Source organism: Phyllobacterium sp. T2-21, from assembly GCF_055378485.1.
Window position 1 is genome coordinate 319,460 of sequence record NZ_AP027916.1, and the last position, 24,719, is coordinate 344,178.

A 24,719-nucleotide genomic window follows, 5' to 3' on the forward strand; every position below is an offset into this window, starting at 1 on the left:
TAATTGATGCGAGATCCCACACACTGCGATAGAGAGACCGTCCACGCTGCCCCTGGCGAACCGCAGGCGACGTTGCGCTCGATGCCCTTTTTGATCGCACTGCCCTTCAACGTGCTCGAGGCGATCGGCCGGGCCGGCTTCTATACCGCATGGCATTTCCTCTACTTCGTCGCTTGCGCGTTTCGGGCGCTCACTGCTTTCATGTTTGTTGCCGCTATTGTCATGCTGCTGTTGGCGCTCGGCGTCTTCATCGAGCCGAGCACCGCACCGATGCCCTGGTGGTTCATCCTTTTGTCGGCACTTGGCCTCTTCGCTTTTGCGGTCGGCTACAATCTGTTTCTCGACTGGTTCGCGCCACCGGGCGCGGAAGATCCATTTGACCGCTATCGTCCTTCCGCTAGGCGGAAGTCTTGACGAACCTGTTTGGATTGGCCTCGGCATCCATGTCCTTTCTCCGGAAGTAGATCGCCCGTCCGCAGCGGATGGGATCGTGACCCTGCACGATGATAATCTGCTCGTCCTTGCGCATTTGCTGGGTGATCTCGTGTGGCATGATCAGCGGCCGGCGCTGGAGGTTGAGGCTTTCGGACTGTCGCGACCCGCTGGTGGAATTGCTCCATCCGACATTGCGTGATTTGCCCTGAACCTCGACGGTCATCTCGCCACATTGCGCCGAGAGGTTGCGCGCCGTCTCGAGCGCCTTGATCGCGGCATAGGAAGCGAATGCACATCCGTCGATCCATGACGTCGCGCCATCTTTCCCGAAATGCCGCTCCAACTGACCGACGGACTGGTACATCAGCATCAACGTGATGCCGTATTTGCGTCCTCGGTCGCGCGCCTCTTCGAGAACACGCATGTACCCAAGCAGGTCGACCTCATCGAGCATGAACAGGGCACGCCGGGCGAACGTACCATCGGCTTGCGTCATCGCATTGATCAGCGATCCGATGATGACGCGACCGATCCCCGGATAGGAACGAAGGATCGCCGCCGGGATATTCAGGAACACGTCCTTTTCGCCTGTGACGAGATCGCTCGATTTGAACGCCCGCCCGCAGACCAAAGCCGCATAATTGTCGAGCGACAGCCACTGCGTATCCTTCGACGCGGTCGAATAGACACCCGAGAAAGTCTGCTCGGTCATATTGGTGAAGACGCCCAGCGTTTCGCGAATGAAGGTCGATTTCGAGGTCTCCTGAATGTCGCGGAGCATGGTCAGGACCGATGGCTCCGGCTCGGACACAATCTGGCGCAGACTGCGCAAACTGCGCCGGCCTTCATATTCAGGCGACAGCATCACATGGGCGAGCAATCCCGTCAGCAGGTTGTGCGCCTGGTTCTGGAAATAGCTGCCGGTCGAGGATTCGAAACGCGCGCTTTCCGACAACAGCATGTGCGCGACCGCGACGATATCCTCTTCCTTGTGTTTGGACGTTTCGATCCAGTCGAGAACATTGAACCCGGTCACCGGGGTTGACGGATCGAGCACCATGCACTGTCTGCCGAGTTTTTGACTCCGGTGCTCAACAACAATCGGCGCGACCTCGGTCGACGGGTCGAGGCAGATCAGCGGTCCGGTATATCGGAGCGCCGTCGGCACGACGTTGCTCGTTGTCTTGAAACCGCCCGAACCTGCAAAGAACAGCATATGGGTGGAATCGAAGTCCTGCTTGTAGGTGAGCAGCGGCGCTGTTCCGCCGCCGCCCCAGGTCTCCCGGTTGGCTGGATCAAACGACACGTCCCGGATCAACTCCTTGTCGACGCGATAACGCTCGCCAATGACGATCTCGCCGTCGGCCGGAAACAGCTTTCCGGCCGACGGCATAGTGAGCCAATCCGCGTCTCCAAAGGTTGCGCGCCTCGCGCGCTTAACGGGATCGGGCACCACGACCGATATCCGTGCCGATATGGCGACGATGACGAAACCGACGGCTGCGGCGATGAGGGCGAAGAAATCGAGATAGGACAGCACTTCATCCCATGTCACCACGCCGCTCTCGACGGATGGGGACAGCCGCGCATATTCACGCAGGCCATAAAAGCCGGCGACGCCGAGGAAGCAGATCAGGCTCACCATAGCGACCGGACGGCGGCGATGGAGCGGCAGCGCGAAGACCGTGATCAGGCCCGCTATGGGTCCGAAGAGCAGGTTCGGCAGTGGGGCAGAGCGCAGGAACCAATAGGCGGTTTGCGGTGAAAAGCCGCCCGCCATTGTGTACCATCTTTGCGATGTGATCAGCAGCGCGATCACCGTGACGCCGAGGGGCATGATTGCCCACAGCAGCGCCGTCCTGACCTTGCTCTTTGACGCCATACCGGGATCCTCCTATCCGCTGCTATTCGTTCGCGGCCTTTTCGTGATCGTCTCTTGAAGGCGATAGCGGCTGCCTCGCCTGCGTGTCTTTGAGACGGTCCGCCTGGAAGGCCATCCCGCCCATGGCCTTCAGCCGATGGTACTCCGACGATCCAACGCGAATACTCGCAGCCTCCATGAGCACCCCAAGGAGAAACGCGCGGTCGGCCTGTCGAAGACCTGCATTCACGACCAGACCGCCAAGCGCGATCTTTTGGCGCGTGTCCTTTTTCCGGTCATCCGCCATTTCCTTCCGCCGCCTCCGCTCAAGGGCCACGATGCGTTGGTCGACGCGCCTAAGCAGATGTCCCTGGCGCCCTCTTGACGCCGTGCCGAAATCGCGCGGCGATCTCCCCGAAGATGGCATCGAGTTCGCTGTCGGAAATCTCCAGCTCTGCCAATCCGACCTTGGCGGCGGCGCGCGCAAATCGCTCATTGGCCTTTGTCAGCAATGACCGGCGTTTTTCGCGTAGTTTCTCGATCTGGTCATCGATCTCGGAAAGTGATGATTTAGCGCGCATTTTCTGTTTTCCCTTTCGATCGCATTCTTCCTAATGGTCAGTTATACAGTATATAAACGCATAGTAAAAGATGCTAGTTTCCATTAGCCGTGCGGCTCACTTTTGGCCTGCGCCCGGAAGGGCGCATCCCGCAAGGCGGCATCGGGCCTGCGGTCCGATCTGTTCGAGGGCGCAATATACGTCGCGGAGCGCGACATGCTTGGGAGAGGTTTGGATCGCATGGCGATCATGTTCGTACGGGCACAGGTGATCGGTCGCGGGGCGGGGCGCAGCGTCGTCTCGGCCGCCGCCTATCGCCATCGTACGAGGATGGTGGACGAGCAGACCGGCACCAGCTTTCGCTATGAGGGGGGCAAGTCCGAGCTGGTCCATGAGGAACTGGCGCTACCGGATGACACCCCGGCCTGGCTGCGCACCATGATCGATGGCCGGCCGATCGCCGGCGCCAGCGAGGTGCTGTGGAACGCCGTCGATGTTTTTGAGAAAAGATCAGATGCGCAGCTTGCCCGTGAGATGATCTTTGCCTTGCCGGAGGAACTGTCGAAGGCAGAGAACATCGCCCTGGTGCGGGAGTTCGTCCGTGATCACCTGACATCGAAGGGCATGGTGGCGGACTGGGTCTATCACGACAAGGATGGCAATCCGCATATCCACCTGATGACGACCTTGCGGCCACTGACGGATGACGGGTTCGGTCAGAAGAAGATAGCGGTTTCCGGCGATGACGGTGAGCCGCTGCGCGTCGTCACGCCCGATCGGCCGAAGGGCAAGATCGTCTATCGGCTCTGGGCTGGCGACAAGGAAACCATGAAGGCCTGGAAGATCGGCTGGGCCGAAACCGCCACCAAGCATCTGGCGCTTGCCGGGCATGATATCCGTCTCGACGGTCGCAGTTATGTTGCGCAGGGCCTCGACGGTATCGCGCAAAGTCACCTCGGACCGGCCAAGGCGGCTTTGGCGAGAGGCGGCCGGGAGATGTACTTCGCACCGGCGGCCCTGGCACGCCGGCAGGAAATGGCGGATCGTCTTGCTGACGAGCCGGGCCTTTTGCTGAAACAGCTGAGCCGCGAACGCTCGACCTTCGATGAGCGTGAGATCGCGAAAGCGCTGCATCGCTGCGTCGAGGATCCAACGGTCTTCGCAAATATCCGGGCGCAGTTGATGGCGTCGTCCGACCTGGTCGTGCTGAGGCCGCAACAGATCGATCCTGATAGCGGCAAGGTGGCAGAGGTCGCGGTCTTTACGACGCGCGCCCTGCTGCGGACCGAATATGACATGGCGCAGTCGGCCTCGGCGCTGGCGCGGCGATCCGGCTTTGTCGTGGCGACTAAACAGGTCGACGGCGCCATTCGCAAAGTCGAGACGCGGGACCCGGAACGACCGTTCAAGCTGGATGCGGAACAAGTGGATGCTGTTCGGCACGTGACCGGTGACAGCGGCATTTCTGCGGTGGTCGGACTTGCAGGTGCAGGCAAATCGACGCTTCTCGACGCGGCGCGGATTGCCTGGCAGACCAATGGCCGCCGCGTCATTGGCGCCGCTCTTGCCGGCAAGGCCGCGGAAGGTCTCGAAGACAGTTCCGGGATCCGATCGCGCACACTAGCCGCATGGGAACTGGCCTGGGCCGACGGAAAGGACCGGCTGCAAACAGGCGATGTGCTGGTTGTCGATGAGGCGGGGATGGTATCGTCGGAGCAGCTGGCGCGGGTTCTGAAAATCGTGGAAGACGCCGGCGCGAAGGCCGTTCTGGTTGGAGATCCAATGCAGCTGCAGCCGATCCAGGCGGGTGCGGCCTTTCGGGCGATCGTCGAGCGGATCGGGTTCGCCGAGTTGACGGGCGTGCGCCGGCAGCGCGAGCAATGGGCGCGCGATGCCTCGCGCCTGTTTGCGCGCGGAAAGGTCGAGGAGGCGCTCGACGCCTATGCCCAGAGAGACCGGGTTGTTGACGTCGAAACCCGTGATGCCGCGATCGAACGGATCGTCGCAGACTGGGGATTGGCGCGCGAGGACTACCGATCGAAAGCCGCTGCCGGGAACCGCGCTTTAAGCGGTTCCGAGCTGCTCGTTCTGGCGCAGACCAATGACGATGTGATGACACTCAACAGGGCGATCCGCACGGTCATGGCCGAACAGGGAGCGCTCGGCGACGAACGTACGTTCCAGACGGAACGGGGCGTGCGCGAATTCGCGGTTGGCGATCGCATGATCTTCCTCGAGAATGCCCGCTTCTTCGAGCGGCGCGCCGAGCACCTGGGCGTCCAGCATGTGAAGAACGGAATGCTCGGCACGGTCATTTCGACAACAACCGAACGCGGTGACCCGCTGCTGACCGTAAAGCTCGATGCAGGCCGCGAGGTCACATTCGGCCAGGGCACCTATCGCAACATCGATCACGGTTATGCCGCGACGGTGCATAAATCACAGGGCGCGACGGTCGACCGGACGTTCGTTCTTGCCACCGGCATGATGGACCAGCACCTCGCCTATGTCGCGATGTCCCGTCACCGCGATCGCGCCGATCTCTATATGGCGCAGGACGACTTTGCGCCGCGCCAGCAATGGGGCGACAGGTCGCGTGTCGATCACGCCGCGGGCGTCACCGGCGAATTGGTCGAGATTGGAGAGACCCATTATCGCGGCGACGTCGAGGCCAAGGAAAGTCCCTACGCCGATGTGCGGTGCGATGATGGGGCGGTCCATCGCGTCTGGGGTGTCAGTCTGCCGAAAGCGATCCTGGCTGGCGGCGTCGAGATTGGCGATACGGTCACCTTGCGCAAGGACGGCGTGGAGAAAATCACCATCAACGTGCCGATCCTCGATCCCGAAACGGGCAAGAAGCAGGTCGAGAGACGCGAGGTCGAGCGCAACGTCTGGACTGCCGAGCAGGTCGAAACCGCGGAAGCCCGGCAGGAGCGCATCGAGCAGGAAGCCCATCGCCCCGACCTGTTCAAACAGCTGGTTGAGCGTCTGTCGCGTTCTGGCGCCAAGACCACCACCCTCGATTACGAAAGCGAAGAGGGCTACCAGGCGCAGATTGTCGATTTCGCGCGACGGCGGAACATGGACCATGCCGCCGAGATTGCGGCCGGGATGGAAGCGGGGATGGAGCAGCAATTGTCGTGGGTTGCCGCGCAGCGCAATCGTGTCGCGACCTTGTGGCAGCGCGCCAGTGTTGCGCTCGGCTTCGCCATCGAGAAGGAGCGCAACCTCTCCTATGATGACGAGGCGCTCACGCGGGCGAAAGCGTCTGTGCAGGCTGCGACTGTTCCCGACACGTCTCGATATCTGCTCGAGCCACAGGACAAGTTTGTCCGTTCGCTGCAGGAGGATGCCCGCCTCCGGCATTTGGCCTCGGCCCGGTGGAAGGAGCGCGAGGCGATCCTGTTTCCCGTGCTCGAGCGCATGTATCGCGATCCCGAGGCGGCACTCGCGCGGCTGAATGAAAGAGCGTCGGAGAGCGACATCGATCCGCGCCGGCTTGTTGACGATCTTGCGTACGATCCATCGATGTTCGGCGTCATGCGCGGTAGCGCCAGCCTGGTCGACGGACAGGTGGCCCGCAAGGAACGGGCCGGAGCCGTCGCGGCCATGGCCGAGCTCATACCGCTGGCGCGGGGTCACGCCGACAGCTTCAAGCGCGATCAGAGCCGCTTTGAGAGCCGCGAACACACACGCCGGGCGGCAATGTCATTGTCGGTGCCCGCGCTGTCACCGCACGCCATGGCACGGCTGAACGAGATTGAGGCGGTGCGCGACAAGGGCGGGGAGGGTGCCTACAAGACCGCCTTCGCCTATGCCGCCGAAGAGCGTTCCCTGGTGCAGGAAATGAAGTCCGTCGGCGAAGCATTGACCGCCCGTTTCGGCTGGAGCGCCTTCACCGCAAAGGCTGACGAACATGCGCAAAAGCAGATGGCCGAGCGCATGCCGGAGGGCATCTCGCAGGAACGCCGCGACGAGTTGGCGACGCTGTTCATGAGAATCCGGCGCTTCACCGAAATGCAGTATCTCGCCGAAAAGCGCGACCCATCCCGCATTGTCGCGCCGGCCGCCTACGATCCGGCGCTCGCTCCGGAAATGTCGAGGCCGCCGGTATTGCCGATGCTCGCGGCCGTGACCGAGTTCAAGTCCTCGATCGATGAGGAGGCCAGGCTTCGTGCGCTGGAGGTTGGTCATTACAGGCAGCAGCGCGCAGCGCTGGCCGAGGTGGCGCAGCGCATCTGGCGCGATCCGGCCACTTCGCTTTCGACGATCGAGGACCTTCTCACCAAGGGCGTGGATGGCGAACGTGTCGCGCGGGCGATTGCCAACGAGCCGTCCGCCTATGGGGCTCTGCGCGGTTCCGATCGGATCCTGGACCGCCTGCTGGCGCCCGGAAAGGAACGCAAGGCGGCCGCGCAGGCTCTTGGAACAGTCGGTGCGAGGGTCCGTTCGATGGGGCAGGCCTGGCGGACGGCACTCGATGCGGAGAAGACCGCGGTCGAAGCCGACAGAAACCGCATGAGCGTGCCGGTGCCCGGATTGTCGCGGCGCGCCGAGACGGAACTTGCGCGCCTCACGGCCGCCGTCGGGAAATCGCCGAAGGCTATGACATCGCTCGTCCGCGGGCTCGACGCTTGCGTGCGGGCGGAGTTCGCGGCCGCGAGCAAGGCGCTTGATGCACGGTTCGGGCCGAATGCCGTTGGGCGCGGAGACAAGGCTGTCATCGATCGCGTGCCGGGGGCGCAGCGCAAGATCTTCGAGGCAATGCAGCCCAAGCTGAAAGTGCTGCAACAGGCAGTTCGCGCCGACCGTGCGCAGGACATCATCGCCGAGCGCCAGATGCGGGCGCTCAGCCAGGCAAAAGGCATTAACAGATAACGACAGATGAAAGGGTCGGCCTGACCGATCCGGCTGACGACCATTCAACTGGGTTCCCGGCCAAGCACGCCGCCTGCACGGAAGCGACCGTCGGCGGCGAGATGCTCCGGCAATGATTTGGGCGAACGCCCCGGACTCAAATTCGTCCGGCTTGTTCTTCTGTTTAGCGGCAGCCTCTGCCTTGCGGTCTCCACCAGCGGGGCGACGGCAGCACCCCACTGGGTGCCCTTTGCCAAAGTGCGCTCCAGCCGCTCGACGCAACGGGCAAGTGACTCAAGTTGTTGAGGCGATAGCCAGAATGACAGCTATGGCTATCAACAATGGTCCCATCCATTTGAAATGAGCGACTAGGCTTGTGAGCCAAGCGTTTTGGTTGCCCTGATTTGAAGTCGGAAAGGGCAGGTATCCGCAGCCTACCACTGTCATCCACAGTCCAGCGCAGAGCATAATGAATTCATCGATGTAGGTTGCGATCATCAGTTGTTTCCTCAGCTATATTTCTCGAAAAGGCGATCCAACAGCTTAACCACAGAAAGGCGAAATATTGCTTGAGCCGCGGAAATCCAAGGCCTTTTGAGGTGACATTTTTAGAGTGGTCCATGTTTGTTGTTAGTTTTCCGGTTCAGTTTGTGATGTTGATAAGGAGAACTACCGATGAAGAAACCTCGTTTTTCTGTTGCGCAGATTGTCTCAGTGCTGAAGCAGGCGGAGTTTGGCCTGCCGGTTGCCGATCTGATCCGGCATGTCGGCATATCGGAACAGACGTTTTACCGCTGGAAGAAGCAGTATGCAGGGCTTGAATCCGATCAGGTGCGGGAACTCAAACAGGTTCTGGAAGAGAACGCGCGGTTGAAGAAACTGGTGGCGGAGCTGAGTTTGGACAAAGCTGTTCTGCAGGATGTTCTGTCAAAAAAGTTCCCGGGCCAGCGCTCATGAAACAGGTTGTTGCCTATGTGACGGCATATCACGGCTACAGCGAGCGCCGGGCCTGTGCTCTGACATGCCAGCATCGTTCAACCCAGCGCAAACCCAGCCGGCGTGATCCTCGAACGGAGCTTCGCCAGCGCATGCATGAGATTGTCCGCACGCGCATTCGTTATGGGTACAGACGTGTTCATGTCATGCTGCGGCGTGAAGGCTGGCCTGCAGGCCGCAATCTGATCTATCGGCTTTATCGTGAGGAAGGTCTTGTTTTAAAAACGAAAAGACCGCGTCGCCGGAAGATGGCGACGCACCGGGAAGAAAAGGTCCTGCCTTTGAAACCCAATCAGGCATGGGCATTGGACTTTGTTCATGACCAGCTCACGAACGGACAGAAGATCCGCGCATTAACAGTTGTCGATGTCTTTACCCGGGAAGCTTTGGCGATCGAAGTCGGCCATCGTCTGCGGGCAGAACATGTGGTCGACGTGCTCAATCGATTGAGCCGTTCCCGCAAGGCTCCGGAACGGCTTTATGCCGATAATGGCAGTGAATTCACGGGCCGTCTGGTTGATCTTTGGGCCTATCACCACAAGGTCCAAATAGACTTCTCGCGCCCAGGCACGCCGACCGACAACGCCTTTATTGAAACCTTCAATGGCTCATTGCGGGACGAGTGCCTGAACCTGCATTGGTTCGAAACGATGTCCGAAGCAAAGACCCGGATTGAGGACTGGAGAAAGGAATATAATGAGAGCCGGCCTCACACGGCCCTTGGCTATTTGACGCCAGCAGAATATGCTGGTGGAGCAAGAACTTCGATGCCCTCAAAGGCTCGAATCCAAGCTGGAGGCTAACGCCAGGCCTGGACCACAATTCCCAAGCACTTCACTTTGAGATGGGCTCTCTAGCCTCGCTGGACCACCAGAAAAAGAGCGACGATCAAGAGCACGAAAATCCCGGCTGCGGCCGCTGCTATACCTAATACAGCGAGCCATGTCCGCACATCGCGGAAGCTTGGTCGCTGGCCGTCGGCCGTCTTTGTGCCGAGAAACGCCAAAGCGCCGAGAACAACCGGGGTACCCCCACCAACGGTCATCGCCAATGCGCCCTCAGGAGCAGTTGTCCGCCAGATCATCCCAAACAAATAAACACCTGCAATCGTTCCAACAACGAGAGCCCCAAGAATTAGAAGAATGCGCATTGTATGACTTTCGACGACACAGATATTGTAGGCGAGTATGCACAGCTATCGCACTGGTTACGGTGATACAGCGCCAACTTTGCAAAACTTGCGAAGAAGCAGAATAATTGCCCCAATGTTTCCTGTGCGGGCCGTCCCACCTCAGTGCATTGCTAAGTCACGTGCGGCAATATCCTCATTGCGGATTCGCTCAAAAATATCGAACCAAAACCGATAATCAGCAGTGCGGCCATCGCCACGCGCGGCCAACGCGCACCAGGCTGCTGCTAGGCTCGCATTTTTTCCATACAGTGACCTGGCGGCCGTCACGGCCGCATCTGCATCATGGGTGTCCCAAACCGAGTTGGCATTATCGGTCAGTGACGAAGTACATCTAAACATGTCGGGCTCCCGCTTGAAGCCGGCAGATTTTCTCGATTGCCGGACGTTCTCCATCACGGTTGCGTGAGACACGTCAGGGAATTAGCCCTGTTCGTTGCGTGTCGTCCCTGGCGGTCGAGGTGTTCAGCCGCTCAAACGCGGAAGTGGGTACAATACCCTTTGCTTTACGATGTTCAATTTCAGGTCCAAGGCAGACGAAACGGTATTTCGCAAGGCCGCGGAACGCGTATAATGTGGTCCTCCTTGTAAAATATAACTTTTAACACACTACATATTAAGATATTTTGTTGCAACAAAATATGAATTGCCATTGAAACGTTTAAATTTCTCTGACATTTCAAGCCAAACAGGAAGGAAAATATGTCTCGTTTGATGTTGATCTGTTCGCGCGATGCAGAGTTCTGTCTGGTAATAAAGCATATATTTGAAGGCGATAATTTTGAATGTGAAATAGCTGAAACCATCGAAGAGGCAGTCACACTTGCCGAAGCCCGCGATATCTCGGCAGTTATTCTTGATAGTCAGCCGAATTCAAGCCTTGCACCTGGAATTTGCTCCGAGCTCAAGTCAAACGAAACTGCAAGGGGCGTGCCCATTATCGGAATTGCCGCACCTGGATGCCAAGACTGCTACTTTGAACTGCTTAAAGCCGGTGTCGATGAAGCTTTTTTGCGTCCGATCGCACCTCAGTGGCTACATACCTGTCTGCATTCGATGCTCCTGCGTCAACCGGTCACGATCGGCTTCGAACCGGAAGATGGGGACATTATTTTGTGTGGGACTATCAGAATACTGGCAGACAAGCACCGCGTCGAAGGAGCCGATGGCAAAGATATTCCGCTCAGTCCCATAGAATTCAAGATTTTATGCGAGATGTCGAGACTGCCTGGCCGGGTCTTTAGTCGAGAAGCGCTGATCCGTGCCGCATGGCCAAATAACATAAATGTTGAGCTGCGAACGGTAGACGTTCACATTGGAAGATTGCGAAGATCACTTTTAAAAGAAACCGGTAAGCATCATATTCGTACGGTGCGCTCAGCAGGATATTCGATGGATAATTTGATATAAGAATAGTAATATCTAGTTTTATAGTTAAAGTTTTTTTGTTAATATTCTGAAATAAGGATAGATTAAAACGTATGTTGTTGAGTATGTTATAAAATATTCACATAATTTCTTTAGAAGTTTATAGCAGTTTGTCTCCCATCCCTCGATTATGTATGCGGTAGCTGCCTTATAGTCCGAGGTCGCGACCAGCCCGGTGCGCGTGTTTTCATGGATATGCGCATGCTCGTCAACCAATTCGGGGGAAGACATGGCAGACCAACAAAACGATATGCTGCAACCAGCCTCGCGTCATCGCAATACAAAGAAGCTGGTTGACTACGCTGAACCGTATTTTGCCGCGGCACATGTTGCAGGATTGATGGCCGTTTACGCCCGACCGCTCGCCGGCAGGGCGGTGGAGTTATCGACTGGCCAGGGTAAAGGCCGCCGGATTGTGGATTTTGTCCGGTGTTCCTACCTTGGCCTGGACAACCATCCTAAAATTATTGAAGGCGCACTGAGCGCAATACAAGAATCTGGCGCCTTGCATTGGTCATGTGCCCGCACGCGTCTCAATTTTGAACTGCTCGGACAGCTTGAAGAAGCGCTGTCGAGTCTTTTTTCCGCACATGTCATCGCCTATTCAACGGTGCTTGCAGCCAATATGGGCGCATTGCCCCTATTGGCTTCCGGCCATCTTACAAATGACAACCGGCCCATCATGGTCTTCGACCGTTTGGCGCACGCAACTCTTGCATTTCATAAAGGAACAATTGCCGAGGAAACAGAAGTTCGAACAATCGAGCACAATGATCTGGATGCGCTGGAGACGATATGCCGTGGAAATCGCTGTGTCGTCTACATATGCGATGGGGTCTATTCGATGGGAGGGGCGGCGCCTCTCGAACAACTGCTTGAACTGCAAGCGCGGTATGATCTTTTCCTGTATGTTGATGATGCCCATGGAATTTCCCTGTTTGGCGAAAGGGGAGAAGGTTATGCGCGTTCGCACATCCCTGGCGCACTTGGCGAGCGGACAATTATTGCTGCGTCCCTTGGCAAAGGGTTTGGTGCATCGGGCGGTATATTAATGTTGGGCACGCCGCGTCAGGCTGAGCTTTTTCGGCGATTTTCACTGCCACACGCATTTTCCGCCTCGCTCAATCTGGCAGCAATTGGCGCGGCCATGGCCTCTGAGACCTTGCACCGCTCGAGCGAACTGAACGTGCTGCAAAAACGGTTGCGAGAAAGAACCAGGCTCCTGGATAGCCTATTTTCTACGCCGATCACCCGCTCTGACTTGCCTATAAGGATGATGGAAATTGGCGACGAGTTGGCAACGATCGGGGCAGCGAGACTCATGCTGGAGCAGGGTTTTTACACGTCGGCCATATTCTTTCCGACAGTCGCGAAAGGAAGAGCGGGGCTTCGTATCTGTCCGACAGCGGGTCATACAGAAGCGGAAATCAATGCGCTTGGCAAAGCCCTTGTCCAAATGGCGGCTGCAAGTCTGGTGAACAATCCGCATCGCTTGTAAGGGCTGTTTCAGCCGTATCCAGCAAAGGGGAAAGACCTTGTTGATTGAAACCAGACGGCTTTATTTGCGCCCTGTGCGTTTATCTGACGGGGCCGACCTCTATTGTCTTCACTGCGACCCTCTTGTGGTGCGGTTGACATCAAATGGCACTGCGATGTCGAGAGCCCAGTCAGATGAACGGTTGGCACTCTACCTGCGCGAATGGCAAGAATATGGTTTCGGGTTTTTCATCGTTTATGAAAAGGGAACAGGAGGTGATCTCGGCTTTGTCGGCCGCTGCGGCTTGCGCTATTTTGATGAGGTGAGTGTTGAAATCGGATATTGCTTTACCGCACTGGCCTCAGGCAGGGGACTGGCGACGGAGGCAGCCGAGCAGATTGTCCATCTTGCTTTTTCACACTTTGAGATAGACAAGCTGGTCGGCTTGGTGAGGCCTGCCAATACGCAATCTTCACGCGTCCTGGAGAAGCTTGGTTTTAATTACGCGGCTACGACCGTTCATCGCAGCGTCGAGTATCGCCGGTACGAACTACAGGCGCCAACCGCATGAAACGGAACATCGCTAGATCGTACTTCTCATGCAAAGGTTTGAGTTCTAACGTCGACATCAGCGCTATCATGTTCTGGCCAAAAGCGAGCTTTTCGGTAGGTCAATGAGCCTTTGGTATAGTAGCCAACGCCCGGGCTGCGGACAAGAAGAGGAGTGGCCCGTCCCGCAAAGTTGAGCTTGAAATGATAGCCGGATTTCACAACAAGGAAGTCTTGCCCATGAATATCAATGCCTTGACTGGTAAAGACTGCGGGATCGTGGCTGAAAGCCGGTTTTGAGGTGACAACAACGCTCAGACGCTTGTCAATCAGAATCGTGGCTGTTGGGCCCAACGCACTCGGTTCTCCTCCTTGAAACGGACCGTCAAGAATAAAGTTGCCATCACTAAGATTGATGACCTGTCCTTTGATGGAAAGAGGTTGAAAGCTTGGGGTTATCTTGCCGCCAAGCTGAAGGGAGATCGATTGACCCAAGCCAACTTGGAAAGCGCGTTCGACCGATTGGGGATCCGTCACAGGAATGGCGCCGCGCAGTTTGGCTGACCCGTCCAGCGCGGCTTTGAGGATCGCAGTACTGTCACCCGGGGCGCCGGCCAGGACACGATCCCCCATATCTGCCAAAACAAGTGGAAGTGGATCACGTCTCGCGGCAACCATCGATAGCGCATCATCAATGGACTTGAGATCATCTTGGAAGCGATCGCGTTTGTGCCAGAAGGCTTCGACGAGTGGAACGGCGATCTCGCTGCCCAAACTTTTACCATTCGTAAGCACCACGGCAGCTTGGCCGATATCGGCGTCATCTGAATACCGGAACACATTGAAAAGCGAGATATCCCAGATGGTTTCGTCTGTGTCGGCAAGCCGTCTGGCTTCTTGATGAATTTCGAAAAGAGGGCCCGTCGCCGTTTCCGCTGCTCCAGGCAGGATCATCGAAATTTTGGCCATCGTCGTTACGGGACGCAAAATACCTTCCACAACGGCCAGCAAACAGTCGGCAACCTTCTGCCCGCATTCGACAACATCGGAATGCGGATTCTCCTTGCAGGCAATACATATATCTACGGCTTCAAGCATTGTTGGCGTGACATGAGCGTGCAGATCAAGGCCAATGCCGATTGGAATGTCGTTGCCCAGACTGGCGCGCAAACATGCGAGTAGATCACCCTCAGCGTCGTCAAGCTTCGTCGTTGCCATCGCACCGTGAAGTTCCAAGGCAATGGCATCGGGTTTGTGGAGTTTGACGTCGGCGATCAGCTTTGCTTTGACGTCCTCATAGAAGGCATGATCAACAAGTCCGCTTGGCGCGGCTATTGCTGATATGCTGGGAATAACACGCACATGCGGCCGCCCCTGCAGGCGCGTGACGATGCCTGAAAGGGTTGACCTGGATGAAGCGACGGTTTTGAGAAGTGTTTCGCCCTCAACAATTTGAAAGTCGCCGCGCATGGTGTTGTTGGGATTGAAACCATTTGACTCATGCCAGAGGCGTCCAACCAAAACGCTGACTGTACGGTTGTTCATTTTTCATATCTCCCTCATCTCGTTTGTGGTTTCACTGGATCCAGGCATTCCAGCGCTCCAGCATTTCGGCTGCATTTTCATTGATCCATTTGGCGTCTGGTACGACAATATAGTCTTTGATTTCCTCAGGACTGGGCATGCTTGCACGCGCTCGCGGCGACATCATTTCAACAGCAATACTGGAGGGAGGGGTGCATGACAGTGCCTCACACACGTTTGCCTGCGCCTGAGGCGAATTCAGCCAATAGGCGAGAAGCTTGAATGCATTTTCCTGGTTGGGCGCATTTTTGATCAGTGCGATACGGTCTGCGACAAGGAACGAGGCCTTATAGGTCCAGGAAATCGGCTGGCCTTCACTCTTCAGCGCTTGGGCGCGTGTAAGCCAAATTTGCCCCAAGGCATAGTCGCCAGTGCGAAACCCTTGAGCGCTTTGATCTCCGCTCTTCCACCACAATGAGATTGCCGGACGTATATGTTCCAGCTTGGCAAGGGCGCGATCTATATCCAGTGGGAAAAGTGATTGACGGGGTACCCCATCGGCAAGGAGTGCTGCAGCCATGACGCGCCAGGGATCATCAAAATTCGGAAATGACCGACCGCCGGGAAAACGCTTGGTGTCCCACATATCGGACCAGCTTTCGGGAGCTCTGCCGTCAAATGCGTCGTTGCGAAACGCCAGCAGCGTGGCATTCGACAACAATCGAACGCCGGCTGCGACACAAGCATCGACGGGTAAATCCTTGCGTTCAGAAAATTGCCTGCAAAAGGAACTCAAGTCTTGAGCCGATTGGCGATGTTGTTCGGAGCTTGCCTGGATTTCTCCCTGCAAATAGAGATCCCACGTTACGTTGCCGGCCAGCACCATTGCGGCGGCCTTGGCGCGCATTTGTGTATTGGACCCTGCCACAGTAACGACGGTTATCCCGGTTTCTTTGGTGAAGGGATCAAACCAGGCCTTGCGCAGTGCCTGTTCATAGGCACCACCGGTTGTTGCAATGATCACTTGGCCATTTTCCGCTGCCTTGCTGTCAGCCATTGCGCAAAATGTCAGCCACGTTCCGAACAGCGCCCGCCGCCATCTTGCCCCCGATGACCTCATTCGTATTGTTGATAGCATCGACGATTTCCTTTCGTTTGGCTGGAACCGGAATGAATGAGAACCGCCTCAACCGTTCAGCGGCGTTTTGTCAGATGGATGAGGCTCATCAACAGGAAGGAGACTGCGACCAGTCCAGTTGATATGGCCGCAATGACCGGTGTCAGGTTGAAGTCGATATCTTCGAACATTTTGCTGCTGATCGTTTTGCCTCCGACGTCCGACAAGAAAAAAGCCACTGTCGCCTCGTCGAACGAGGACAGGAAAGCAAACACGGCACCGGTCGAAACGGCCGGTAAGATGTTGGGAAATGTGACGTGGAAAAAGGTTTGCATCCGATTGGCACCACAGCTCATCGCTGCACGTTCGAGTGCGGAATCAAACCGTTGCAATGCCGCCATAACGCTGATCACGACATAGGGGACAGCAAGCACCGTATGGGCAATCAGAAAACCAAGGAGATTGCCGGTCAAATGCAGCGGTGCAAAAACCAGATAAAGTGCAACACCGAACACAACGTGCGGAATAATCAGGGGGCCGAGGACGAAAGCCTGGATCGCGGACGTCCCCGGTAGATTGCCGCGCACCAGAGCGATAGCCGCCAGTGTTCCTACGAAGGTCGCTGTAACTGTTGTCGCCAAGGCGATTTTGACGCTGAAGAATGTCGCCGCCATCCAAGCAGGATCGCTGATATATGCCTGATACCAGCGTAAACTTATTCCGGTAGGCGGAAACTCTATATAAGAAGCCGTACCAAGTGAAATACCAACCACGATGAGTGTAGGCAGCACCAGAAACAGCAGAATCAGTCCGATTGTGAAGTTCGCGGCAAATATCATTGCCACTTGGCGACCTGGTGCACCGCCAGAACCTATCGAGGCCGCCACACCTGTGTGGTCATCACGATCCGGCATTATGCCTTGTTCAGTTGACACCGTGAAACCCCCTGTTGGTTGCAAGTACCCGCCTGAAAACGAGAACGAGAAGTAATGTCAGAAGCAGAAGCACGGTTGCGAGCGCTGCGGCGAAGGGCCAGTTTAAAAGAACCGCTACCTGTTGGCCGATCAACGTTGCCGCCATCAATGAGCCGGGCCCGCCGACGAGCGCTGGCGTCACATAAAAGCCCAGGGCCAAAATGAAACAGATGACACATCCGGCAAATACGCCTGGCAAACTCAAGGGCAGTGTAATGCGAAGAAAAGCTTCGGCAGGGCTGGCTCCAAGGTTACGTGCCGCCTGTACATACTCGCTTGGAATCGAACGCAACGTTGCAAAGACGGGCAGGATCATGAACGGCATGAGAACGTGCGTCATAGCAAGCATGACGGCACCATCCGTATAAAGAATCTTGAAGCCAGTATCACTGATGCCGGTTGCTTTGAGGGCGCGATTGATGACGCCGTTGCGCTGTAGCAGAACAATCCAGGCATAAGATCGTACAAGGACGGGAGACCAAAGCGCAACCAACACGCACCCCGTCGCAACTGTTGCAAGTCGTCCTTTGATGCGCGCCATCGCATAAGCGACGGGATAGCCCAGAAAGAGGCTCGCTGACATGACGACAAATGCCACTTTTGCCGTTCGGAGCATAACTTCAAGATAGAGCGGCTCAGCAAATATTCGTCTGTATTGGGAAAAATCGAGGTTGGGGCTGAAAAGGCTAAGTTTTACCAGATAGCCGATCGGATAGACGAAGCCGAGGAACAATAGAATGAAGAGTGGCAGCAAGAGCGCCAGTGCCACGACAGGCGAATAGTGGCTGGAGGACTGTGGAACAAACCAGCGTTGTCGCATTGGGGGTTCCATTTTCATTGAATGTTTGCTGGTTCCAGACATGTCAATCGTTCCTTGTTGTCAGAAAGATTTGCAGTGCACCGTCGTCGGGAACCAGAGCGACGGCGTCACCAACTCGATCGAACGGCAAAGGGTCGGCTGCCGAGACATGTACATGCAGGAGAGGATTTCCTCTTGACGCGACCCGGACAAGAATGGTGCGAAAAGCACCCACGAAAATACTTCCCTCAATGTGCCCGGCTATGGCGTTTTTTGCCTGTTCCGGCTGGACGAGTTTCAGCCTTTCGGGACGTACGGCGACACGAACCAAGTCGCCGCTTTGCAAGGGTGCCTGTATCGTGCAATCCTGCGACGTCATTGTGATTATGGATGTGTCCGAAAGGCGAATGGCGGCCAGACCTGCTTCACATCCAAGATACTCAGCTTCAAGGAAGTTCATCTTGCCTATAAACTCAGCGACAAAAGTCGTTTGCGGGTGTGTGTAAAGCTGCAGTGGGCTGCCGACTTGAGCAATTGTGCCATTTGTCATGACTGCGACGCGATCAGACATTGTCAGTGCTTCATCCTGATCGTGCGTGACGTAGATGACGGTCGCACCGACTTGTTCCTGAAGCGTTTTGATTTCAAGCTGCATGGCTTCTCGCAAGTTCTTGTCGAGGGCGCCGAGCGGTTCGTCCATAAGAAGCACGGGCGGCTCAAAAACAAGCGCGCGGGCGAGGGCGACACGTTGCTGCTGTCCACCTGATAATTCGTTCGGATATCGCTTATCCAGACCGTCAAGGTGAACGAGCTGCAGTGCGTGCGTCACGCGCCGGACAATCTCATCGTTTCCAAAGCGCCGCATGCGCAGGGCAAAGCCGACATTCTGTCCAACCGTCATGTGCGGAAACAGTGCGTATTTCTGGAACACCATGCCAATATTGCGGCGATGAGGCGCAAGAAATGTTACATCTTCATCGCCGATTGCAATCGAACCTGAATTGGGTGTCTCAAAGCCGGCAATCATTGTCAGCAGCGTTGATTTGCCTGAACCTGATGGGCCGAGAATTGACAGGAACTCACCACGTTTGATCTCGCACGATACATTGGCGACCGCCAAAGTTTGATTGTATTGTTTGCGCAGCCCCTTGAGGGTAAGCGAGCGTCCGATCATTCCTGTCTCCTTCTTCCAGCATGTTTGATCGCCTTGTCGTCAATATGGGGCGGCTGAGCAGAGCGTGCGGGCGGTCTAATTTCGGATGGTTCGTATTCATCGGCGAATAAATGAGACCAAAACGTCATCTCGGACCGGCTTGTCTGTAAATTTTTACTGGCCAAAGCGACGGAGGTATCAGAACGTGGTATGACGAAGTGATGTCACACAAATGTTGCATCACATGATTTCGTCATTTTGATGCAACAAAATATTCACAATGTCAACGCAGGGAAAATCGAAATGAGTGCATCGCCGGAATTAGAGGGCGCGGGCAGGCAGCAGGCTCGCCTCGGTGATATTGCTTACGACACGCTGAAGGAGCGTTTGATCCGGGGGGCGTTCAAGCCCGGGCATAAGCTCACTGTTCGCGCCGCAGCGCAGGCGCTTGGGGTGAGTTCTACCCCCGCGCGCGATGCGATTAACCGCCTGGCACTGGAAGGCGCGCTTGTCTATACGGGTCCCAAAACGGTCATCGTGCCATTCCTTGATGCGCGGTCGCTCGAGGAAATTACGTTGATCCGTCTGGCGTTGGAGGGATTGGCTGCCGAAAAGGCTGCCGCGCATGGTACGGCGCAAATTGCGACAGAGCTTGAAGCAATTCAAGCGCTGATCAATGCCGCCCTTGATGAACGGCGTTACACGGATGCCCTTTGGCACAACAAGGAATTTCATTTTCTCATCTATCGGATGGCGGATATGCCTCACTTACTGAGCATCATCGAGCCGCTTTGGCTTCGAATAGGTGCATCTTTCAACAACCTTTACCCTGAGTTCGCGGAAGCCAAATACGGCGTTCACAATCACCGCGCTGCGATTGAAGCGATAGCCGAGCGTGACGGTTCCAGTCTGCGTGCCGCGATAGAAAGTGATATTCGCGACGGATTCCGAAGACTGAAAAAGGCAAACTATCCCGACAAAATGCCCTAAAATTATCCATTCGCGACATTTTTGTTGCATCATCGTCATATTCATGCTTTTTGTTGCAACAAATGAGCAAGCGTGAGAATGCGCATTGACGGGAGCCACAATCATGGTTGGCGAGGCTGTTAAACAAACAGGCGCTTTAAAACACCGCACTTTATCGGCACGTCTTTATCGACGCGGACTGCGGGTATTCCCCGATGGCACCACCAGAGCAACTGTAGAAAGGCACCCCGAACCGATCTATGCCGCGCGCGGAGAGGGGGCCTTTCTGATCGATGCCGACGGGCGAAAATTTCTCGATCTAAACAACAATTTCACGACGCTCATTCACGGCCATGGTTTCAGGCCAGTGATCAACGCCGTGAAGACGGCGCTTGAAAGTGGCACCTGTTTTGCCAATCCGACGGAAAGCGAGATCGCACTTGCCGAACTGCTCACGGGGCGCATTCCCGCTGTGGAGCGCCTCAGATTTGTCAACAGCGGCACAGAAGCGGTGATGTTTGCCATCAAGGCAGCACGAGCATTTACCGGCAAACCCGGTGTCGCGCGTATCGAAGGCGCTTATCACGGTGCCTACGATTGGGCCGAGGCCGGGCAGGGCAATGCGCCCTCCAATTGGGGTCCTAATGATAAACCGTCACCGGTACCAACCTATCGAGGCACACCAAAATGTGTCAGTGAAGATATGGTCGTATGCCGTTTAAACGATACTGCCGGTACGGAACGACGTCTGAGCGAGGCCGCGGACAGGCTCGCCTGCATTCTCATAGACCCGATGCCAAGCAGAGCCGGGTTATTGCGTCCAGATCCTAAATTTCTGGAGATGCTGATGCGCGTGGCCAAAAGGCACGATATTCTCATTGTTGCCGATGAAGTACTCAATCTGCGCCAGGGATTTCAGGGTGCCAGTGCCCGCCACGGGCTGAAGCCGGATATTGTCGCCCTGGGGAAAATCATCGGCGGCGGATTTCCCATTGGTGCAATCGGCGGACACAAAGAGATCATGGATGTCTTCAGCGCACTCAACGGAAAGCCATCTCTGCCGCAGGGCGGTACTTTTTCGGCCAACCCGATTTCCATGATCGCCGGTCACGTGGCGATGCAAGCCATGACACAAACAAGGTTCGACCAGCTCGAAGCAATGGGCGAACAGTTGCGAGAAGGGTTTGGCGCGGTCATCAGGCGCCGCAAAGCCGCGTTTTCTGTCAGCGGCGATGCTTCACTTTTCCGTATACATCCGAAACCGGCAATCCCGAGGGATTTTCGGCAAGCGTATATGGATGCAAAGGAAGCTGCGACAATGACAGGCCTTACCGCATTTTTTCTCGAGCAGGGAATCTTTCTGCCCAACGGAGCAGCGGCGTGCCTGTCGACCGTTATGACGCAAGACGACATTGAGAAAGTCATCAGAACCTTTGATGATTTCCTCAGTGTCATTCGTTGAACCTCACCCCGGGAAATGATGATGGATTGCAATAGTCAGCATACCGCTGCGAGTCGCATTGCACTCGCGCTCAAACGCCATGGCGTCACACACATATTTGCGCAAAGCCTACCGTCTGCCGTCATATTGGCCGCGGAGGAACTGGGGATTCGTCAGATCGCCTATCGCCAGGAAAATATGGGTGGCGCCATGGCAGACGGCTATGCGCGTTGCAGCGGCAAGATCGCCGTTGTCGCCGCTCAAAATGGCCCGGCTGCCACTTTGCTTGTTCCGCCCCTGGCAGAGGCATTAAAGGCAAGTATTCCTGTTGTTGCCCTTGTTCAGGACGTTGAACGCGATCAGGCAGACCGCAATGCGTTTCAGGAACTTGATCACGTTGCGCTTTTTCAGCCTTGCACCAAGTGGGTTCGAAAGGTCGTTGTTGCTGAACGGATCGATGATTATATCGATGCCGCGTTTACCGTGGCAGGATCGGGCCGGCCGGGTCCGACAGCTCTCATTCTGCCAGCCGATCTTTTGCGTGAGAATGTGCCTGAACCCACCTTTGCGCGAACCCTCGCATTGGGAAGTTGGCCGCTCGAACGTCCTCGTCCACAGGATTCCCTGATTTTGGAAGCGGCGGCGTTCATCAGTGCAGCCCGCGCGCCGGTAGTTATTGCGGGGGGCGGGGTTCATTGCAGTGGTGCATCAGCGGCGCTTGCCGCACTTCAGCAAGATTGCAGCGTTCCTGTTCTGACGACCAATATGGGAAAGGGGGCTGTCGATGAATACCATCCCCTTTCTGCCGGGGTGCTTGGCTCTTTGGTCGGACCCGGTTCTTTGGGCCGTCATAGCGCAGCTCTTGTTGCCGATGCCGACGTCGTGGTTCTTGCAGGTACCCGCACCAACCAGAATGGCACGGACAGTTGGCGTCAATTGTCGAAAGGTACAAAAATTATTCACATCGACATTGATCCTGCCGAGATTGGACGAACCTATGAGGCGCTGCGTCTTGCAGGTGACATTCGTGAGACATTGACGGTGCTTCGCTCAATCCTAATTGATGGCGACCTGACATTGCGTGCCCTGTCACGTCAAAGGGTGATCAACCAGATTGCGTCCTACTGGGACAATTTTGAAACGGATAATCGGAGCAATGCACTTTCTTCATCCTCCCCGGTGCGGCCCGAACGGATCATGACGGAGTTGCAGGCATTGCTTACGCCGCAAACCGTGGTCGTTGCAGACGCAAGCTATTCGTCAATGTGGGTGGCCGGACAATTGCGGGCCCTGGCGCCCGGTATGCGATTCATAACGCCCCGCGGTCTGGCCGGGCTCGGATGGGGTTTACCACTTGCCCTTGGCGCCAAAGCCGCGCGACCAAACGATCCGGTGATCTGCATTGTCGGCGACGGGGGCTTCGGCCACAGTTGGGCTGAACTCGAGACGATGGTGCGAGAACAACTTCCCGTGACGATCGTCGTGATCAACAACGGGATTTTGGGGTTTCAGCGTGATGCGGAAACAGTCAAGTTTGGCAAATACACCACGGCCTGTCATCTCGGCAATGTGGATCACACGCTTATCGCGCAGGCTTGCGGCTGCCCCTCAGTGCGCATCAGTGACCCTTCAGACCTGACCCGGCAATTGCAGCGTGGGTTGCAGGGTAAAAGCCCGCTATTGCTCGAAGTCATGACCGATCCGGGGGCCCATCCGCCACTATCCTTGTTTGCATCGATGGACAGGGTGGCGGCATAATGGACAGAATACAGTCGCGCGTTGCAGTCGTTACTGGTGGGACTACTGGCATTGGCTTTGAAACGGCCCGGTCCCTGTTACGTTCTGGACATCGGGTCGGAGTTTTCAGTCAGCGCGAGGACAATGTCATCGCGGCAAGCGCAGCCCTCGGCCAGGAATTTGGATCGGAGAATGTTTTTGCCCGCACCGCTGACATCGCAGATCCCCAGGCGATCACAGCTTTTTTTGACGAATTAAGGGCAGTATGGGCAGCGCCCACGATCCTTGTCTGCAATGCCGGAGTTTCGCCAAAAGGCGCAAATGGTGCCCTGCCATTTTCCGGTATAGCGCTCAGCGAGTGGAATGGAGTGATCTCCATCAATTTGACCGGCGCGATGCTATGCTGTCAGGCTGTGGTGCGAGATATGGTGGAAGCCGGATTTGGCCGCATCGTACTTGTCGGCTCGGTAGCAGCCCGCGGCCGCCCCAAAATTGCTGGGGCAAGTTATGTGGCCTCGAAAGCCGCGTTGTCCGGCTTGGCAAGGGCCTTGATCGAGCCGTACTCAAACCATGGAATTACGGTCAACCTTGTGGCGCCTGGGCGCATTTTGACCGACATGTCTGGGCCCGCCGATCGACCGTCAAATAAGGCGGCCCTTGAGCGGATTCCTTCGCGGCGTTTTGGAAAACCGGGGGAGGTTGCAGCGCTTGTCGCATTCCTTGCCGGTGAAGCTGCGGGCTTCATCAATGGCGCAACCATCGATATCAATGGTGGCGAATTTGTTGCTCCCTGACGTAGATCAAACTCGCGCACCTGTTCCAGGAAGTCACTTTCGGGAACCCATAAAATAGCTGCGGTTGATCGAAGGATGTCAATTTGATGGTGAAGCCAACAGTCGCAGTTTGTTCAAACGATCCTGAGCTCTATCTGCTTTTAAAATATGTTCTTGAAGCTGAGGGCTATGGAAGCGCCGTGGTGACAGAACTGTCGGAGATGAGGCGCATTTTTTGCGAAAACAGTCTCCATGCGATCATCGTTGACTGCTGCGACGATTATGACACTGCTATCGAATTATGTCGGCGGTTCAAATCAGAGGAGGCAACCGAACGTGTTCCTATAGCGGCGTTGTTAAGTCCCGATGATGCGCATCGGTTCGTCAAATTGATAAAGGCCGGTGTCGACGATGGCTTTGTCCGGCCGCTGATGCCAGATAAATTACTGCACTTTCTTCACGGGATCACTCCGGTTGATGATGATGTCCCGAAGTACCATCCTGAGCGCGCCGCTCAAATTTTGCGTCAAGGTGATTTCGAGATCAATCTCGACGCGCGTTGTGCGACCTTCAAGGAACGCAGGCTTGACCTTGGACCCATCGGATTTCGGCTACTTTGCCATTTGCTACATTATCCCAATTGCGTCCACAGTCGGGAAGAATTGGTCGGCGTTGTCTGGCCGGACAATGAAGGCGTCGATTTACGAGCGGTGGATGTTCATCTTAGCCGGTTGAGAAAAGCCCTGAAGACCGGTCGGGGCCGGCGTTGCCCTATAAAAACGGTGCGCTCGTACGGCTACCTCCTTGAGGTGTCAAGCGTACCCTAATGACATAGATCTGCTATGGGAACAGCCGGTCTATCTCTGCTGCCATTGGTTCG

At 56.2% G+C, this 24,719-nt stretch carries 22 protein-coding genes; 11 read left to right on the top strand and 11 right to left on the bottom strand.

Translation table 11 applies throughout. The annotated features are described in order from the left end of the window. The first annotated feature begins 6 nt into the window (after positions 1-6). On the top strand, positions 7-414 hold the full coding sequence (locus tag ACZ5FP_RS26345; RefSeq protein WP_464664908.1) for a hypothetical protein: 408 nt from the start codon (positions 7-9) through the stop codon (positions 412-414). Here the strand turns inward: ACZ5FP_RS26345 and traG are convergent. The 3 genes from traG to ACZ5FP_RS26360 are packed head-to-tail and all read right to left on the bottom strand — an operon-like array spanning position 398 to position 2,877. Further along, positions 398-2,317, bottom strand: coding sequence for a Ti-type conjugative transfer system protein TraG (traG, locus tag ACZ5FP_RS26350; RefSeq protein ID WP_464664909.1), 1,920 nt, complete (start codon positions 2,315-2,317; stop codon positions 398-400). The two genes, ACZ5FP_RS26345 and traG, sit on opposite strands and share 17 nt — an antisense overlap. Positions 2,318-2,339: 22 nt before the next feature. Next, positions 2,340-2,603, bottom strand: a complete 264-nt coding sequence (locus tag ACZ5FP_RS26355; RefSeq protein WP_464664911.1) for a conjugal transfer protein TraD — start codon at positions 2,601-2,603, stop codon at positions 2,340-2,342. 49 nt (positions 2,604-2,652) lie between these two features. Then, the gene (locus ACZ5FP_RS26360; RefSeq protein WP_464664912.1) at positions 2,653-2,877 is read right to left on the bottom strand and encodes a TraC family protein; all 225 of its coding nucleotides are present in this window, start codon (positions 2,875-2,877) and stop codon (positions 2,653-2,655) included. Positions 2,878-3,096: 219 nt separating this feature from the next. On the opposite strand from ACZ5FP_RS26360, the gene traA reads away from it, so the two are divergent. Further along, on the top strand, positions 3,097-7,734 hold the full coding sequence (gene traA, locus ACZ5FP_RS26365; protein WP_464664913.1) for a Ti-type conjugative transfer relaxase TraA: 4,638 nt from the start codon (positions 3,097-3,099) through the stop codon (positions 7,732-7,734). Positions 7,735-8,007: 273 nt separating this feature from the next. Here traA and ACZ5FP_RS26370 read toward each other — a convergent pair whose 3' ends face one another. After that, entirely contained in the window at positions 8,008-8,211 is a 204-nt protein-coding gene (locus ACZ5FP_RS26370) for a hypothetical protein (protein WP_464664914.1), read from the bottom strand. Between the two features lie 177 nt (positions 8,212-8,388). On the opposite strand from ACZ5FP_RS26370, the gene ACZ5FP_RS26375 reads away from it, so the two are divergent. Continuing rightward, a protein-coding gene (locus tag ACZ5FP_RS26375) for an IS3 family transposase (protein WP_464664915.1) occupies positions 8,389-9,512 on the top strand; the annotation gives its coding sequence in 2 pieces (ribosomal slippage) (positions 8,389-8,638 and positions 8,638-9,512; 1,125 coding nt in all). Positions 9,513-9,562: 50 nt separating this feature from the next. Here ACZ5FP_RS26375 and ACZ5FP_RS26380 read toward each other — a convergent pair. Next, entirely contained in the window at positions 9,563-9,859 is a 297-nt protein-coding gene (locus ACZ5FP_RS26380) for a hypothetical protein (RefSeq protein WP_464664916.1), read from the bottom strand. A gap of 141 nt (positions 9,860-10,000) precedes the next feature. Next, positions 10,001-10,294 carry a hypothetical protein gene (locus ACZ5FP_RS26385; RefSeq protein ID WP_464664917.1) on the bottom strand — a complete coding sequence of 98 codons (294 nt, stop codon included), beginning with the start codon at positions 10,292-10,294 and terminating at the stop codon, positions 10,001-10,003. 306 nt (positions 10,295-10,600) lie between these two features. Between ACZ5FP_RS26385 and ACZ5FP_RS26390 the strand changes: the two genes are divergently transcribed. The 3 genes from ACZ5FP_RS26390 (at position 10,601) to ACZ5FP_RS26400 (ending at position 13,374) form a co-directional block, all read left to right on the top strand. After that, positions 10,601-11,308 carry a response regulator transcription factor gene (locus ACZ5FP_RS26390; RefSeq protein ID WP_464664919.1) on the top strand — a complete coding sequence of 236 codons (708 nt, stop codon included), beginning with the start codon at positions 10,601-10,603 and terminating at the stop codon, positions 11,306-11,308. A gap of 247 nt (positions 11,309-11,555) precedes the next feature. Continuing rightward, on the top strand, positions 11,556-12,824 hold the full coding sequence (locus ACZ5FP_RS26395; RefSeq protein WP_464664920.1) for an 8-amino-7-oxononanoate synthase family protein: 1,269 nt from the start codon (positions 11,556-11,558) through the stop codon (positions 12,822-12,824). Between the two features lie 37 nt (positions 12,825-12,861). Next, entirely contained in the window at positions 12,862-13,374 is a 513-nt protein-coding gene (locus ACZ5FP_RS26400; RefSeq protein WP_464664921.1) for a GNAT family N-acetyltransferase, read from the top strand. Positions 13,375-13,400: 26 nt separating this feature from the next. Here the strand turns inward: ACZ5FP_RS26400 and ACZ5FP_RS26405 are convergent, their stop codons facing one another. The 5 genes from ACZ5FP_RS26405 to ACZ5FP_RS26425 all read right to left on the bottom strand — a co-directional run bounded on the left by ACZ5FP_RS26405 (position 13,401) and on the right by ACZ5FP_RS26425 (position 18,940). Further along, the gene (locus tag ACZ5FP_RS26405) at positions 13,401-14,897 is read right to left on the bottom strand and encodes a M81 family metallopeptidase (RefSeq protein WP_464664922.1); all 1,497 of its coding nucleotides are present in this window, start codon (positions 14,895-14,897) and stop codon (positions 13,401-13,403) included. A gap of 31 nt (positions 14,898-14,928) precedes the next feature. Next, positions 14,929-15,933, bottom strand: coding sequence for an ABC transporter substrate-binding protein (locus tag ACZ5FP_RS26410; RefSeq protein WP_464664923.1), 1,005 nt, complete (start codon positions 15,931-15,933; stop codon positions 14,929-14,931). Between the two features lie 137 nt (positions 15,934-16,070). Next, positions 16,071-16,832: an ABC transporter permease gene (locus ACZ5FP_RS26415; protein WP_464665413.1), complete on the bottom strand. Its 762-nt coding sequence runs from the start codon at positions 16,830-16,832 to the stop codon at positions 16,071-16,073. Positions 16,833-16,917: 85 nt separating this feature from the next. Further along, positions 16,918-17,787, bottom strand: coding sequence for an ABC transporter permease (locus ACZ5FP_RS26420; RefSeq protein ID WP_464665414.1), 870 nt, complete (start codon positions 17,785-17,787; stop codon positions 16,918-16,920). Between the two features lie 43 nt (positions 17,788-17,830). Beyond that, a complete protein-coding gene (locus ACZ5FP_RS26425; protein ID WP_464664925.1) occupies positions 17,831-18,940 on the bottom strand; it encodes an ABC transporter ATP-binding protein in 1,110 nt (369 codons plus the stop codon). Between the two features lie 282 nt (positions 18,941-19,222). Between ACZ5FP_RS26425 and ACZ5FP_RS26430 the strand changes: the two genes are divergently transcribed. The 5 genes from ACZ5FP_RS26430 to ACZ5FP_RS26450 all read left to right on the top strand — a co-directional run bounded on the left by ACZ5FP_RS26430 (position 19,223) and on the right by ACZ5FP_RS26450 (position 24,666). Continuing rightward, positions 19,223-19,909, top strand: a complete 687-nt coding sequence (locus ACZ5FP_RS26430; RefSeq protein WP_464665415.1) for a GntR family transcriptional regulator — start codon at positions 19,223-19,225, stop codon at positions 19,907-19,909. 103 nt (positions 19,910-20,012) lie between these two features. Continuing rightward, complete coding sequence (locus tag ACZ5FP_RS26435; RefSeq protein ID WP_464664926.1) at positions 20,013-21,350, top strand: aspartate aminotransferase family protein; 1,338 nt, start codon at positions 20,013-20,015, stop codon at positions 21,348-21,350. An 18-nt stretch (positions 21,351-21,368) separates the two neighbouring features. Further along, complete coding sequence (locus ACZ5FP_RS26440) at positions 21,369-23,087, top strand: acetolactate synthase catalytic subunit (protein WP_464665416.1); 1,719 nt, start codon at positions 21,369-21,371, stop codon at positions 23,085-23,087. Next, a complete protein-coding gene (fabG, locus tag ACZ5FP_RS26445) occupies positions 23,087-23,860 on the top strand; it encodes a 3-oxoacyl-ACP reductase FabG (protein ID WP_464664928.1) in 774 nt (257 codons plus the stop codon). The genes ACZ5FP_RS26440 and fabG overlap by 1 nt, the downstream gene beginning before the upstream one ends. An 86-nt stretch (positions 23,861-23,946) precedes the next feature. Further along, positions 23,947-24,666, top strand: a complete 720-nt coding sequence (locus ACZ5FP_RS26450; RefSeq protein ID WP_464664929.1) for a response regulator transcription factor — start codon at positions 23,947-23,949, stop codon at positions 24,664-24,666. Positions 24,667-24,719: the final 53 nt, after the last annotated feature.